Raw genomic sequence first — 16,176 nt, forward strand, 5'->3', positions numbered from 1 at the left:
TTACGACCATGATTAATCCTAATATTCCCCATCAGGATATTACATACAGCATCATCGGCTGTGCAATGAGAGTACACCGGAGGACGCAAAAAGGTTTAAGAGAAAAACATTACCAAAGAGCATTTGATGCAGAAATGATAGAATCCGGTTTAACAACAGAAATGGAGTATCCCCGACAAATTTACGACGGTGAAGTTTGGATGGGAATCCTCTATCTAGACCATTGGGTGAATCAAGGTATTGTAGTAGAGGATAAAGCCGTAAATTATCCAATGACCGATAAAGATAAAGCTCAAATAATAGCTTACGTAGCAGCTACAGGAGCGCAAGTAGGTTTATTTATAAACTTTGGACGCAGCAAATTAGAATATCACCGCATCCTCCCACCAAAATCTGTACAAGGTTGGCAGAAACACATTCAACCATACTTGTGGACGCCGAAAACAAGTGGCAGGGGTTGGACAAGAGGAAGTTCAGGAACCTATGAAGAAACAGATGCGGAACTCCCCTTACCTCCCAGCATTAGGCCCCAGAACCAGGAGGAAGATTCAAACGATGTGATTGATTGGTAGCAAGGGGGGGACGGTTAGCAACGGATTTTGTAACGGATGTAACGGATGATTAGTGGGTGATTACCAAATCCGCTGCTAATCGCCCCCCACCAACCACCCATCCGTTAAATCCGCTGTTAACCGCCCCCCCACCAACCACCCATCCGTTAAATCCGCTGCTAACCGCCCCCCACCAACCACCCATCCGTTAAATCCGCTACCAAATCCGTTGCTAACCGCCCCCCCACCAACCAACAAAATCTATATCTACAATGCAATTCCTCGAACTCGTTCTCAAAAACTTCGGCCCCTATGCAGGCACCCAAACCATCAATCTCCGCCCCGAAAAAGGCGGAAATCCCTGCCCAGTCATTTTATTTGGCGGCATGAATGGCGGCGGCAAAACCACCCTCATGGACGCCATTCGCCTCGCCCTCTACGGTGGCCGCGCCCAATGTTCCACCAGAGGCAATTTAAGCTACAGCGACTTTCTCAATCAATGCGTCAACCGCCACACTCCCCCATTAGAAGATACCCGCGTCGAACTAACATTTGAACAAGTCCAAGACGACAAATTAGCTCAATTCAAAATAGTTAGATACTGGAAAAAACCAGAAATAAAAGAGAACTTAAGCATTCTCATATACAGCGAAATTGTCAGCGATTGGTGGTCGGACAAAGCGATTACTAACACTTGGGACGAATACATCGAAACCCTTTTGCCCGTCGGAATATCCAATCTATTTTTGTTTGACGGCGAACAAGTAAAAGAACTCGCCGAACTCGAAACACCGCCGGAGTTTGTCGTCGGGGCGATTAAATCTCTTTTAGGTTTAGAATTAGCAGAACGCCTCGCCGTCGATTTAGAAATATTAGCCGGTCGCAAGCGGAAAGAAATTGCTGGCAAAAAAGACTTGGCTGCTTTAGAGAAAATCGAACAAACTTTTAAGAAAATTACTGATGAAATAGACTCAGCTAAGCAAGAACAAGCCAGCTTTAAAAACGAATTAGATAAAGCTCAAAAAAATCAGCAACAAGCATCAGAAAAGTTTATCTATGAAGGCGGGAAAATTGCCGCCGATCGCAGTCAGCTAGACAGCAAGCTAAACGACTACAGAAATAAGGCAGACAAAACCCGTAAAGCCATGATGGAATTGGCATCAAATACACTACCGCTAGCCTTAATTTCTCCCTTGCTAAGTGAAGCAAAAAATCAAGCAGAAACAGAAGCCAGCCAGCAGCAAGCAAAGATTGCCCAAAATGTTATCAAACAAAGAAGCGATCGCCTTCTCAACTATATCGCGGGAATCTCGTTAGATCCCCAACAGCTAGATAAAATTCAAGACTTCATCCGCCAAGAAAACCAAGAACTCGAACAGCAAGCCGGAACAGACGCCCCGCCCTGGATGAACGCCGACAGCAACAGCATCCAGCAACTAGAAAACCTCCTTAGCTACCAAATCAAAGCCCAGCAAATTCTAGCAGGCGACCAAATAGAAGAAATCAAAAGCATCGAAGCAGAAATCGACTTTACAGACAGACAACTAGCAGCCGCAGCTTCCCCCGAAGCCTACGAAAAACTAGAAGAAGAAGTCAGGAAAGCCCAAAAAGCAGTCGCTATCGCAGCCGCAGCCTTGGAATCAGCCAACCGCCGCGTCGATGAATTAGAGAAAGAATTAGCCAAAAACCAAAAAGAACTAGAAAACTACAGCAGCGAATACATCACCATCAGAAACAGCCAACACGTCATCGCTTCGATCGCCAAAGCCCAAGCTACCCTGAAACTCTTTAAAGAAAAACTAACTCTCAAAAAACTCAACAAACTCGAAATAGAAATTACCGACTGTTTCCGCTACCTGTTGCACAAAACCGACCTCGTGCACAGAGTTGCGATCGACACTCAAACATTTAGCCTCTCCATTTACGATCCAGAAGGCAAACCGGTACCCAAACACCGACTTTCAGCCGGGGAAAAACAATTGCTGGCGATCGCCTTTTTGTGGGGATTGGCGAGAGTATCCGGGAGACAATTGCCAGTGGCGATCGACACTCCCTTGGGCCGCCTCGACTCCTCCCACAGAAACAACCTAGTCGAACGCTATTTCCCCTCGGCCAGCCACCAAGTCATCCTGCTTTCTACCGACACGGAAATTAGCAAAGTAGAATACGAAAAACTCCAAGAATTAGAGGCGATCGCCCACAGCTACCTCCTCAAATACGACTCCGCAAAACACCAAACCACCGTCGAAAAAGGTTACTTCTGGGAATAAAAATTCGCCCTAAAAAATAGCCGCAACCTCTTGACTTTGCCCTAGGGTTGCGGTAGTATATATAGCATAATGGGATGGTGGCGAAAATTTTATTTTTGCCACCATCCCATTATTAAGGATAAATCCTACTACAATCAAAATACCAAAAAACAACCTTTTTATCAAGTCGCGCCGTGTAAAAAAATGTTAATTATTTCTCGTTAGATAGAGGCTTTGCTTCCCCAATATTAACACTTTTTACAATATACCAAACAATCTTAAACTCATGGAACCACCACTCGATCGCATCCGCCTCTCCCAAACAGGCAAAGACCAACTATCCAAACTGAAACGATCGACCAAAATCGATCAGTGGAATATTTTATGCAGGTGGGGATTTTGCAGATCGCTCGCCGAGCCCAGCATCCCATCGCCAGTACCAATTCCCAGCGACAGCAACGTCGAATTAAGCTGGGATGTCTTCGGCGGCGACATGGCCGATATCCTGATAATTGCCCTCAAGCAGCGGTGTCACCAAGACAATTTAGGCACAGAAAAAGAAACTCTAGCTAAACAGTTTCGCCTGCACTTGCACCGAGGTATTGGCTATTTAGCTGGCGATCCGAATATTAAGAAAATTGAAGACTTGGTAGCGATCGCTTTATCGCCAGAGAAATTAAGAAATTAACTGACTGTTGACTTCTTGCCCCTTCTTTCTTCTTCCTTCAACAGCGGGAAAAAATGACCTACTGGCCCTTGACCTTCCCCAATATCTAAAGCATATTTGAGAGCAGTAGTAACATAATCCTTAGCCAATGTCACCGCCGTAAACAAATCTTTCCCCAAAGCCAAATTAGCTGCGATCGCAGCACTCAAAGTACACCCAGTCCCGTGAGTATTCCCAGTATCAACATTCTCAGTCTTCAACACATCCAACCGCGCACCATCAAACCAAACATCAATTCCCCGCAAATCCCCATTCATCCCGCCGCCTTTCACCAAAACAGCTTTCGCACCCAAACGGTAAATCTGCTGCGCCGCCGATCGCATATCGTCTAGAGAAACAATCTCCAAACCGCTCAAAATCTGAGCCTCAAACCGATTCGGAGTCACGACAGCAGCCATTGGAATCAAAACATCCTGCAAAAATGCGATCGCCCCCTCATCAATCAATCGATCGCCCGATCGTGAAACCATCACCGGATCGACAACCAAATTCCTGATTCCCAAAGCCTCAACCTGTGAAGCCACCGCCGCCATAATTTCCAGGTTCAACAGCATCCCAGTCTTCACAGCATCCACCCCAATATCACCAACCACCGCCTCAATTTGAGCCGCCACAGCCTCCGGAGACAAAGCATCAACCCGCGTCACACCCAAAGTATTTTGAGCCGTCACGCAAGTCAAAGCACTCGTACCGTGCACGCAGTGAAACGCAAAAGTCCGCAAATCCGCCTGAATTCCGGCCCCGCCACCGCTATCGGAACCAGCCACAGTCAAAGCCACAGGAATCTTCGATTTAATCATCTTTTTTCAACCGCAGATAAACGCAAACTTTCCCCAAACACATCCCATCATATCTGTGGCACGGGCGTCCCGCCTGTGCTTCCCCGTGGCACGGGCGTCCCGCCTGTGCTTCCGAAACGGTTAAAATTCCCAAACAAAATTAGCTATGATTAAACCAATTGTAAAGAATTATTGCAAACAACTGTGAAAATCACCCGAATCGACCTCAACTCTTGGATCTTCCACATCGCAGGCCAAACCATCCTCGTCGATCCCTGGCTGGTCGATCCCCTCGTATTTTACGGTCAACCCTGGCTGTTCACCGCCTACCACAACACGCCCGTCGCCTTCACTCCCAGCACCTTACCGCCGATCGACCTCATCGTAATTTCCCAAGGATTAGACGACCACTGCCACAGACCAACACTCGAACAGCTCGATCGCACAATTCCCGCGATCGCCTCACCCACCGCCGCCAAAGTCCTCAGCAGTTTAGGCTACACCAATATCACATCTTTAGCAAATTGGCAAGAGTTAAATTTTAAAGAAAAGTTACAAATAACCGCCGTACCCGGAGCCGAAATCGGGCCGGGACAAGAAGAAAACGGCTACTTGCTCAAAGATTTAAGCAGCGGCGAGACACTTTATTACGAACCGCACTTACCGCCATTAGACAAAGTTAAACAGAAAATAGACACAGTAGACGTAGCGATCGCCCCAGTCATCGGTCAAATCTTCCCATTCCTCGGACAAGTGATCATCGGCCCTTCGGAAGCCCTCAGCCTCGCCCAAACTCTCAAACCTCGGTTTTTCCTGCCTACAGCGGCGGGAGACATCCGAGCCACAGGCATTTTACCAATGTTAGTGCGATCGGTCGGCAGCATCCCCGAATTTCGCGATTTACTAGCAAAATCGGGACTCTCCACCCAACTCCTCGAACCCGAACCAGGCCAAACCCTAGAAATTTTAGATTTTCGATTTTAGATTTTCGATTTTTTAGATTTTGATTTGAGATGCTCGATTTTTTAGATTTTTTAGATGGGAGATTGGAGATTCAATGCCAAATCCCCAATCTAAAATCCAAAATCCCCAATCTAAAATCCCAAAATCCCCAATCTAAAATCTAAAATCTAAAATCTAAAATCATCTTGGCGGGCGACGGTTGCGCAAAAACTCAGGAATATCCAATCCCAAATCCTGCGGCGGTTTCGTTTTCGGATCGGGCGTCTGTTGAGCAGGAGTTGCCGGCACAGTTGCAGCCCGCCAAGGAGCATTAACATTTTGCGTCCGCCCCGGAGTCGGAGGCGACGGAACTTCCCCCGAAAAACCAGTAGCGATCACAGTAATCTTAATTTCGCCCTGAAGCCGCTCGTCAATCACCGCTCCAAAAATAATATTGGCATTCGGATCGACAACCTCGTAAATCGTCTCAGCCGCTGCATTCACCTCGTGCAGCGTCATGTCAGTACCGCCAGTGATGTTAAACACCACACCTCTAGCGCCCTCAATAGACGATGCTTCCAGCAGAGGCGAAGAAATAGCCTGCATGGCAGCCTCCCTAGCCCGCGACTTGCCAGAACCCACGCCGATGCCCATCAAAGCCGAACCCGCATCCGCCATTACTGCCCGCACGTCAGCAAAGTCAACATTCACCAAACCGGGAATAGTAATAATGTCAGAAATACCCTGAACCCCTTGGCGCAGGATATCGTCAGCAACTCGAAAAGCCTCTTGTACCGGCATTTGTTCCGAAATCACAGACAGCAGCTTGTCGTTAGGAATTACGATCAGCGTATCCACCCGGGTTTGCAAAGCCGCAATCCCTTCCTCAGCTTGGCTGGTGCGCCGCCGTCCCTCAAACGTGAAAGGCCGCGTCACTATGCCTACAGTCAAAGCGCCCATTTCCTTAGCCACCTCAGCCACGATCGGAGCCGCGCCCGTGCCCGTACCCCCGCCCATGCCGGCCGTGATAAACACCAAATCCGCATGATTCAGAGCATTAGCAACCTCGTCGCGAGATTCCTCCGCAGCCTTTTGGCCGATCGCCGGATTGCCCCCCGCGCCCAAACCGCGCGTCAACTTCTGTCCGACTTGCAAGCGTTTCGGAGCATTTGAGAGAACCAGAGCTTGGGAATCTGTATTCACGCACCAAAACTCGACACCAGAAACCTCGCTAGCAATCATCCGGTTAACGGCGTTGCCCCCACCGCCGCCGACGCCAATTACTTTGATTTTGGCGGCACTGCTGGGCATTATGTCTTTGGGATTGACCATAGGATCGATATCAATACTATCTACATTTACATAACCAGACTTGCGTCTAAAGGGATTGGCGGAATCTGCAGCCACCGGAAAATTTTTTACTTCTTCCGAAGGGGGACTGTCTTGGTCAGACCCCTGTCTATTATTAAGCTTCATTAGAGTCGGGGATAGTAGATTACAGCTTGTTAACTAAACGCCAATTCACAATCAACTATAGGCTAAGTTGCGTGAAAAACTAACACTTGTCGAGGCTCAATGTTAGCAATCTCGGATTTTGCAAATCGCCGATCGCCCATACCTCGCTCATACCCCATCAACGCGCTTGACCCCATCAAGGCACTCGTAGGCAACGCATCTGGAAAAAAAAGGGATACTTGCCCTTCCCGCATCGGTATGGAAAGAAAAATCTGATTGTTTTTTCCCGATGTGGAGGGGTATCAAAAAACTCTCCTTATTTCCATCCCTGCGTATCGATCCTGATGGCGAAAAATTCTGCCGTCCGATCGAGCCCTTCTACCTTCTGTTGACAGAGGATCAATTCTGGGCGCGAGTGGGTGCGGGAGTGGAACTCTCCAAACTGGGGGGGAGTTCTGGCAAATGGACGATCGGCGCAGCAGGATTTTTCAAGTCAATGTAGGCTATTTTGCTTGAATCTAGCTGTTTTGGCAATTGTCGCATTCGGTCTAAAACCTTAAGTTGCTCCGCAGTCCTGGAACTGTACGGCCCCAAGTGTACGGTACCGATCTCTGTTTTCAAGATCAAGTTGTTGGAGTCTTGCCAATTAATCTCAAACACTTTCACCGTCAAGCCGCTGAGTCCTTGGTAAAACTTCGGCCAAGAGGCGCGATACTGTTCCAAGGGCCCGATGACTTTTAAAGTTGGCAAAGAAAGCTGAGGCTGCGTTCCCTGACTGCTGCCTGGCCCGATCGAACTATTCTGCGATCGCACAGCAGCAGTATAGCTATCCGACGGCATCCAACCTCCGCGAGCGTCCAGCCAGCCCACTTTTTCCTTGTCGCTGTTGGATCTCAACACCGCCGTCGGCTGCGCCACCGCCACCGGCAGGCGTTCTGCCACTTCTACAGTCAAACTCGGCGGAAACAAGTTACGAGTCACCTTCGCTTTGGCTATGGGCCCAGTTGACTCCAGCTTTTCGGCCAGCGCCTGCGGTTGAATCCCCCACAATGACTGCGGGTAAGACAGCGGCACCAAAGACCGCACCGCCTTGTCCGACAGCCACTGATTGCCCTCCACCTTCACTTGTTCCGATCGGGCAATCAACCAAGCCGGCTGAGCAATCCACCACAGCAAACCTCCAGCCATTGCGCTCGCTGCCAGCATTTGCCACACAACAGCCGCCAATCGAGCGCGCCTCTGCTGCCGCAACTTTTGGCGCCTGCGCCCTAACTCTGTTTGAGAAACCGCTCCAAAACTAGCCATCTACGTCTTGACAATATAGTAATTAAGGATTAGCACAAATTCAAAACTGTTTAATCTTTGTCTCTTGAGCCCTGTTTTCCCCTACCATTTAACCAGATCCCCGCAAATTTACCCAGTCTCCTGCCAATATCAGTAATATCACTGATCCCGCTAAGTAATAAAAAAAATATTAATTAAAAATTCCCAATTCCAGCGCCGGGACAACCCCTTACCAGATCAAGGTTGCTTGGGTATTTAGGGCATTACCCCACAGGGCAAAAGGTTACAAATCAAACTAAACTCAACTAAAGAAAGTTTAGACTTTCGATTAACTTTTTTAACTTTTATTCGGCTTCAATTGTGATCGCACTCGAATTAGACAGATTCTATAAAGCCTGCAACCCGAGCAAGACCCTTGTTGCGGGAGACCCAGGAGATTATCAATACTACATTGATTTTGGTTCCGTGCGCGGCGGGAAAATCATTGAATCTTTACAGCGAACCATTACCCGTATCTCCCCTGACGAGCCAACCTGTCAGCTATTTACAGGCCATATCGGGTGCGGCAAATCCACGGAATTGTTTCGACTGAAAGCTGAGTTAGAGCAAGAGGGTTTTTGCGTCGTCTACTTCGAGTCTTCCCAAGACTTAGACATGGGGGATGTAGATATCAGCGATATTTTGCTGAGCATTGCCCGCCAAGTCAGCGAAACTATGGAATCGGCTAAAATCAAACTCAGACCGAGCTATTTTACCAATCTGTTTGCAGAAGTAGCAGAATTTTTGCAGACTCCCATAGATTTGTCAGCGGAAGCCGAGTTATCTGTAGGCATTGCTAGAGTTACTGCTAAAACTAAAGACTCTCCCAAACTGCGATCGCAACTCAGGCAATATCTCGAACCCCGCACCAACAGCATTTTGCAGTCGATCAACGAAGAACTCCTCAACAAAGCTAACGCTGAACTTAAGCAGCAAGGCAAAAAAGGACTCGCAGTTATCGTTGACAACCTCGATCGCCTAGATGCCTCCCTCAAGCCCAGCGGACGCACCCAGCCAGAATACTTGTTTTTAGACCGCGGCGAACAGTTGAAAAAACTCAATTGCCACGTCGTCTACACGATTCCCCTGACTTTGATTTTTTCCAACGACTTCGGCCGCCTCGCCAGTCGATTTGGAGTCAAACCCAAGGTGATGCCGATGGTACCGGTGCAAATGCGATCGGGTGACGACCACCTCGAAGGAATGGCACTGCTGCGGCAGCTAGTATTAGCTAGAGCTTTTCCCACAGTTGCTCCCCCTCAACGCATAGATTTGATTTCCAAGGTTTTTGACTCTCCCGAAACTTTAGACAGGCTCTGCCGGATTAGCGGCGGTCACGTTCGCAATCTACTGATGCTTTTGTATAGCTGTTTGCAGCACGAAGACCCGCCGTTCTCTAGCGAATGTCTCGAAAGCGTCATTCAAGAATACCGCGATGACCTTTTGGCAGCCATCAATGACATGGAATGGGAACTGCTGTTTCAAGTCGTCAACCGACAAAGTGTAACCGGCGAAGAAGAGTCTCAAATCTTGTTGCGAAGTATGTTTGTCTTTGAATACCGCGATCGAGAAGGTCGCTGGTTTGGTATCAATCCAGCCCTAGCAGAAACCAGAAAATATCAGGAGTGGCAGCAGCGCAGCGACCAAAAATAGTTGGGATTTTTGAGATTGCTGAGCGACTCCCCAAGCTTTTCACGGCGAGTGAATTAGAAACTCTTTAATACCATTTCCCAAAAGTAATGCAACTGTAGGCGAGTTCCAAACCACGAACTTCATTAGTCATTCTCAATTCTTTAATCGAAAATCGAAAAGGGCATAACTTCTGATTCACGGGTCAAAACTCCGAACTCTTACAATCGAATACAGCACGCAGTCAGCGGTTTTTGCCGCTGGCTGATTTCTGTAGGCTCCCGACTGCACGCCGCGAATGTTATGGCAACAACGCCCGAGGGTTGGGACGTTCTTAATTCCTCAAACCCATGCGGTCGATTGGTTCTTCCTTCTTTTTACCCGATCGCGACTTGCCCCGATCCCTTCGGCTACGCTCAGGGAGCAGATCCGAATGGAAGGGAGCCGAAGGGTCTTTTTACGTCTACTGATTGCCCCCTAAAAATTTGCCACCACCAAGGACTTTCCCCAATCTCAACTCTCATATCTGCAATGCCCGACCCCCTATGTCTGTTTTTACCTGTTGCTCTTAGCCTCAACTAATTCCATCCCCGAGAACAATTTTTTTGGCTGTTTTGCTAAATCCCTGCTACAGATATATCGGAGTTGTTTACTAATAGCTAGTCGTCGGTATTAGCCATAAATTTAGTTGTCGGCTATTGATGGTCTGCAGCCATTTATCTGTAGCTGACTAAAAAATATATTAGGCGGGCTTAAAATTTTATTGTCAAGTCTAGCATTCTCTGATATTGAGAGGTATGATATCTTTACATTGAGTATAATGACTGTGTAAGTATTGATAAAAGAAGTACGGAGAACTACGTAGTTATACTGATATAAAGCGCCCGATAGAGACGGGTATCTCTAAGTAGATACGATTTCAGTCGCGATCGGCGAGCGTTAAGTAATTGATTTCTGCAAAAGGGGTGCACGCATGACCGATCTAATTAAGGTACAAGAAACTGCCAGCTACAACGAGCGAGCACTCAAAACTCTAGTAAGAGCGATCGCAATGTCTCAACAGCAATTTTCGCTAATTTTGGTGCGCTGCAACTACGAGCAATTGCGACAGCAAATAGCGCAACGGCTGCGAGAAATTTGCCCAGTTCAAATACAAGATATAGTCCTGCCAGCAGGAGTCAAAACGCTCTACACTACCCTACTAGCAAACACGATCCAGAGCGGGTATTCGCCCTCGGGTTCCGCCTCGGCTTTGATGGTATTCGGTTTAGAAACAGTAGTAGAGATCGACGAACTGATGGCCTCTACCAATCAAGTGCGAGACGAATTTCGCAAAAATTTTTCCTGCCCGGTGATTTTGTGGGTAACAGATGACATCGTGACCAAAATGATTCGTTTGGCCCCGGATTTCAAAAGTTGGGCCGCCGCCACAATTAAATTTGAAATGGCCGTTGACGAATTAATTAATTTCCTCGCTGGGCGCGCCGATACTATATTTAAAGTAGGCGAACTAAATCAAGAACTCCGTAGCAGCACCGCCGGCACCCGAACAAGTTTTGCTACCTGCACAACCGACTGGGAAAAACGCGCCCTGGAGCGCGAAATCAGCCCCAGAGAACGCTTTCTCACCTTTAACTCTCAACCCCAAAACGGACGACAATCAGATGTCCGCTCCTATTCGCCTTTGAGTCCGGGCAATACTCTCGATCTGGCGATCGGCTCTTTGCCGCGCCGAGAACTAGAATTAGCTTTAAGAGATTTACAAAATCGCGGTCAAGAATTAGAACCCGCCCTCAAAGCCAGCCTGCAATTCGTTCTCGGTCGAGATTACTATGTCAGCGACCAAACCGAAACTGCCTTAATTCACTACCAAGAAAGCTTAGCATTTTGGCAGCAGCAAACCGGCAACTGGGAACTCGCAAACTGGGAAGATTCCGAAAACGGAAAAACTCTCTCTTCCTCCTTGTCGAATCCTGTTCCCAACATCCTATTTGTAGAGAGAGAAGGCATAGTGCTGTTTCACATAGCCCTGTGTCACCGGTTGCAAGCAGCCAGAAATCCGGTAGCCAACCGCCAGCACTGGGAACAAGCTTGGATTAGCCTCGAACAATCTAGAAACGCTTTCTCCCTTGCCTCGCGCCCCGAATTGGTAGCTGAGGTGACAGCACACCTCGGAGAGGTGCTGCAGCGCTTGAAAGCTTGGGGAGAGTTGCAAGCATTAGCTGAAAATTCTTTGCAGTTGCACTTCACTTACGGTACTCCCAGCCAACTAGCTCAAGATTACGGCTTTTTGGCTGAAGTTGCCCTGCAACAGTCGAGGTGGAGTCAAGCCCGCCAGCTAGCCGAGTTAGCTTTGGCGATTTTGGATCAAACGCCTAACGATTTGAGATTGCTGATTGAAGATTTGAGATTGGGGTTTGAGGGAAATTATCCAGAAATTGTGGACACTAACGAGTCAAGTAACGATCCAAAATCTAAAATCCAACATCCCAAATCCGACAGAAGTTCGTATCTTTTACTGCTAGCCCGAAGTTTGCGGCAGCTAGACCAGTGGGAAGCGGCGGTTCATTCATTGGAGTTGGCTCAAGCTCAAAGCGAGCCGAAGTACGACCCCCGACTTTACATCGATATTTTGACGGAACTGCAAGCGGTTTATTTCGAGCAGGGAGAGTATCTCAAAGCTTTTCGGATTAAAAAAACCCAACGTTCGATCGAATATCAATACGGATTTAGAGCTTTTATCGGAGCCAGCCAATTGCAACAGCAGCGACAAGCCGTCAATCCTTCGGGTCCCTCAGCTCAAAATCAAGCCGCCATCGCAGCGTCCATGACAGCTTACTCGCGTCAAAAAGATATCAATAGCTTGCTAGAAAGAATTAGCAGGGACGACCATAAATTAACTATTATTCACGGGCCCAGCGGTGTCGGAAAAAGTTCTCTAGTCAATGCGGGTTTAGTACCTGCTTTGAAAAATATTACTCCGGGCGCGCGCGATACATTGCCCGTAGTAGTCAAGGTTTACACCGACTGGCTCGTGGAGTTAGAAAATGCTTTGAACGGCGCACTGTACGACAAACAAGCCGAAGAGGAAAGGAAATTAATCTCCAAAGGAGTACAGGAACTCCACAAAAAAAGTTGCTCGGTTATCCCACAGTGTAGCTCGGAAATTTCTTCTTTTATTATAGATAAGTTGCGCGATAACGCCACAAATAATTTGTTGACTGTTCTGATATTCGATCAATTTGAAGAGTTTTTCTTTGTTTCGACATCAATGGCACAAAGACAACTTTTTTATAATTTTTTGCGCTTGTTTTTGAACCTGCCTTATGTCAAAGTAATTCTGTGCTTGCGCGAAGATTATTTACACTATTTACTGGATTGCGATCGCTTCCCAAATCTTGACGCTATTAACAATAATATTCTCGACAAAAGTATCCGCTACCAACTCCGCAGTTTTTCTATCAAAGATGCGCGGGCTGTCATCGGACACTTAACGGAACGGGCGGAATTTTATTTAGAGCCGGCACTGATCGATGCCTTCGTAGAAGATTTAGCAGACGAACTGCAAGAAGTGCGACCGATCGAATTGCAGGTAGTGGGAGCGCAACTACAAGAAGAAGGTATCACCAGTTTAGCACAATACCAGCAATTGGGGGACAATCCCAAAGCGGAATTAGTGAAGCGATCGCTCGAAGGAGTCATTTCTGACTGCGGCCTGGTTAACGAAGACGCAGCTTGGAAAATCTTGTTTTCCCTGACAGATGAAAGAGGCGTTCGACTGATTAAGACCAAACACGAACTCTCATTAGTGATAGGCCAACAGCCAGCAGATGCGGGCGAAAAAGAATTATCGGCGATCGGCAGAAACAGAATTTCCCTACAGCGACAGTTCGCAAAAGACCCAGAAAGCCGACAAAAGAAAACCGACAACCTCGACTTAATTTTAGACATTTTAGTCGGTCACGGTTTGCTATTTCTGCTGCGGGAAGCCCCAGAAGACCGCTATCAATTGGTACACGACTATTTAGTGCGGCCGATCCGCCAAAGATTCGGTTTAGAAGCCAGACTGCACAAAGCAGAAGCCGACAAAAACATGAGTCAAGCACAGCTCTACCGAGCCAATACTTTTCTCAAACAACTGCTGGGATTAGCAGTGATCGGCGTACTGCTGCTCACCAGTTCCACCATCGCCGCCGTAAACTTTTGGTGGCGGGCCGTGGGTCAAAAACAGCTAGCTGTCGCTCAAACTCAGCGAGCAGAAATTAGTACCCTCACAGCAGCTTCAGAAGCCCTTTATTTCTCAAACAACAAATTTGATGCCATGATGGAAAGTTTGAGAGCGGGGAGACAGTGGAGACAAATCGAACACTCTCAAGAAATGCACACTCTCAAAGACACCGAAATTCTGATTTCTGCTGCCCTCCAGCAGGCAGTTTATGGCGTCAAAGAACGCAACCGCTTGGAGGGACACGGCGACGTAGTTTGGGGTCTCAGTTTCAGTCCTGACGGTCAAACAATAGCTTCTTCGAGCGTAGATAAAACAGTCAAACTTTGGCGGCGCGACGGCAGTTTGCTGGCAACTTTTCAAGGTCACACTAACAGCGTCGCTTGCGTCGCGTTCAGTCCCGATAACAAAACCATCGCCTCGGCAAGTTTAGATAAAACTATTAATATTTGGCAAACTGACGGTACTTTACTAGCAACTTTAAAAGGCCACACTAACAGCGTTACCAGCGTTGCGTTCAGCCCCGACGGCCAAACGATCGCCAGTGCATCTAGAGACAAAACGATCAAACTTTGGAAAACCGACGGCACGCTGCTGCAAACGATCGAACAACTAGCTCCCGTAAATTGGCTCAGCTTCAGTCGCGACGGCAAAATAGTCGCTGTGGCGAGCGATGACGGTACTGTGAAACTGTGGAGTTCTGACGGCAGGTTAATCGCTAATTTTTGGCACAGCCAAAACAGAAAACCCTCGAAAGTTTATACCGTCAGTTTCTCGCCCGACGGTGAAAAGATCGCCAGTGCCGGTGAAGACACAACTGTGAAAATCTGGAGCATCGCCGCACTAAAATACCCAGCCAGAGAAAATTCGACACCAGCACATAAAGGTGAACTGCTAGCAACTTTGCGGGGACACAGCAAGTGGGTATTTGGTGTCAGTTTCTCCCCCGACGGTCAAACACTTGCTTCAGGAGGTGCAGACGGGACGGTCAAACTCTGGAGTCTGGCTGGTGTGGGCGACAAACGCCCAACCGATGCTAGCAACATTAAACCGGAGAGCCGCTTGCTGAGAACTTTTGAGGGACACGCCGATAGAGTTACTCAGGTGAGTTTTAGCCCGGACGGCAAAACTCTGGCTTCGGCAAGTTTTGACAAAACACTCAGGCTGTGGCGGCTCGATGACGTGCCGCTCAAAACCCTCGACGGACACCAAAACCGGGTGCAAAGCGTTACTTTCAGCCCCGACGGCCAAAAGCTCGCTTCTGCTTCTACGGACAAAACTATCAAACTCTGGAGCCGCACGGGAGTTTTGCTGGAAACCTTGGAAGGACACACTCAGAGAGTCGCCAGCGTCAGTTTCAGCCCCGACGGCCAGCTACTTGCTTCTGGGAGTTACGACAAAACGGTGAAAGTCTGGAGTTTGAAAGAAGAGGGCATGAGTAATATTCTGCCTTGTCCTTCGGCTCCGCTATTCCCCTGTTCGCCTTCTGTGCAGTTCACTCTCGACGGCCACGCCGACAGCGTGATGAGCGTGAGCTTTAGCCCCGACAGCGAGATTCTCGCTTCGGCGAGCAAGGACAAGACTGTTAAACTCTGGACGAGAAACGGCAGGTTGATTAAAACTTTGACGGGACACACAGGCTGGGTGACTGGGGTGACTTTCAGTCCCGACGGAGAAATGCTTGCTTCTGCAAGCGATGACGGTACTGTCAAACTCTGGAATCGGGACGGTCGTTTGCTGAGGACTTTGGAAGGGGCTCACAACAGTTTTGTGTTGGGGGTTGCTTTTAGCCCTGACGGCAAAATGCTGGCTTCGGCGGGTTACGACAATTCGGTGAAGCTGTGGAAGGTGGACGGGACTTTGGTTGCGACGCTGCTTAAAGGTTCTAGCGACAGCGTGACTAGCGTGAGTTTTAGCCCGGACGGTTTGTTGGTTGCTTCGGGCAGTTACGATCATAAGGTGAAGCTGTGGAGCCGCAGCGGGACTTTGCTGAAAACTTTGACGGGTCACAAGGATAGCGTGATGAGCGTAAGTTTTAGCCCGGATGGGAAGGTTCTGGCTTCTGCCGGCCGGGATAATCGGGTGATTTTGTGGAATTTGGATCTTGACGATTTGCTGGTGAGGGGCTGCGACTGGGTGGGGGATTATCTGAGAACTAATCCTAATGTGAGCGATCGCGATCGGCGTCTCTGCGACGGGGTGGCGGCAAAACCAAATCGATTTTAGATTTTAGATTTTAGATTTTAGATTGGGGGATTGAGTCGATTTTCGATTTTCGATTTTCGATTTTCGATTG

The 16,176-nt window shown here is 48.2% G+C and carries 10 protein-coding genes; 6 read left to right on the top strand and 4 right to left on the bottom strand.

The genetic code is table 11. The features are described from left to right. Positions 1-8: 8 nt before the first annotated feature. Complete coding sequence (locus QUB30_RS01995) at positions 9-572, top strand: GxxExxY protein (protein ID WP_333328292.1); 564 nt, start codon at positions 9-11, stop codon at positions 570-572. Positions 573-621: 49 nt separating this feature from the next. Here QUB30_RS01995 and QUB30_RS02000 read toward each other — a convergent pair whose 3' ends face one another. Then, a complete protein-coding gene (locus tag QUB30_RS02000) occupies positions 622-756 on the bottom strand; it encodes a hypothetical protein (protein WP_333328295.1) in 135 nt (44 codons plus the stop codon). A 67-nt stretch (positions 757-823) separates the two neighbouring features. Between QUB30_RS02000 and dndD the strand changes: the two genes are divergently transcribed. Together dndD and dndE are read left to right on the top strand one after the other, a co-directional pair. Further along, entirely contained in the window at positions 824-2,821 is a 1,998-nt protein-coding gene (dndD, locus tag QUB30_RS02005) for a DNA sulfur modification protein DndD (RefSeq protein ID WP_333328298.1), read from the top strand. Positions 2,822-3,086: 265 nt separating this feature from the next. Then, entirely contained in the window at positions 3,087-3,488 is a 402-nt protein-coding gene (dndE, locus tag QUB30_RS02010) for a DNA sulfur modification protein DndE (protein WP_172191399.1), read from the top strand. Here dndE and thiD read toward each other — a convergent pair. After that, on the bottom strand, positions 3,485-4,327 hold the full coding sequence (thiD, locus tag QUB30_RS02015; RefSeq protein WP_333328301.1) for a bifunctional hydroxymethylpyrimidine kinase/phosphomethylpyrimidine kinase: 843 nt from the start codon (positions 4,325-4,327) through the stop codon (positions 3,485-3,487). The genes dndE and thiD overlap by 4 nt on opposite strands. Before the next feature lie 183 nt (positions 4,328-4,510). Between thiD and QUB30_RS02020 the strand changes: the two genes are divergently transcribed. Continuing rightward, complete coding sequence (locus QUB30_RS02020; protein WP_333328304.1) at positions 4,511-5,290, top strand: MBL fold metallo-hydrolase; 780 nt, start codon at positions 4,511-4,513, stop codon at positions 5,288-5,290. A gap of 159 nt (positions 5,291-5,449) precedes the next feature. Here QUB30_RS02020 and ftsZ read toward each other — a convergent pair whose 3' ends face one another. Then, positions 5,450-6,724 (bottom strand): cell division protein FtsZ, encoded by a 1,275-nt coding sequence (ftsZ, locus tag QUB30_RS02025; RefSeq protein ID WP_172191392.1) that lies wholly within the window; start codon positions 6,722-6,724, stop codon positions 5,450-5,452. 378 nt (positions 6,725-7,102) lie between these two features. After that, positions 7,103-8,008: an FtsQ-type POTRA domain-containing protein gene (locus QUB30_RS02030; protein ID WP_333328309.1), complete on the bottom strand. Its 906-nt coding sequence runs from the start codon at positions 8,006-8,008 to the stop codon at positions 7,103-7,105. 339 nt (positions 8,009-8,347) lie between these two features. Here QUB30_RS02030 and QUB30_RS02035 point away from each other — a divergent pair, with 339 nt between their 5' ends. Continuing rightward, positions 8,348-9,679: a P-loop NTPase fold protein gene (locus QUB30_RS02035; RefSeq protein WP_333328312.1), complete on the top strand. Its 1,332-nt coding sequence runs from the start codon at positions 8,348-8,350 to the stop codon at positions 9,677-9,679. A 949-nt stretch (positions 9,680-10,628) separates the two neighbouring features. Next, a complete protein-coding gene (locus QUB30_RS02040) occupies positions 10,629-16,106 on the top strand; it encodes a WD40 domain-containing protein (protein WP_333328315.1) in 5,478 nt (1,825 codons plus the stop codon). The last annotated feature ends 70 nt before the right edge of the window (positions 16,107-16,176 follow it).

The sequence above is a fragment of the Microcoleus sp. BROC3 genome (genome assembly GCF_036702515.1).
Taxonomy (GTDB): Bacteria; Cyanobacteriota; Cyanobacteriia; order Cyanobacteriales; family Microcoleaceae; genus Microcoleus.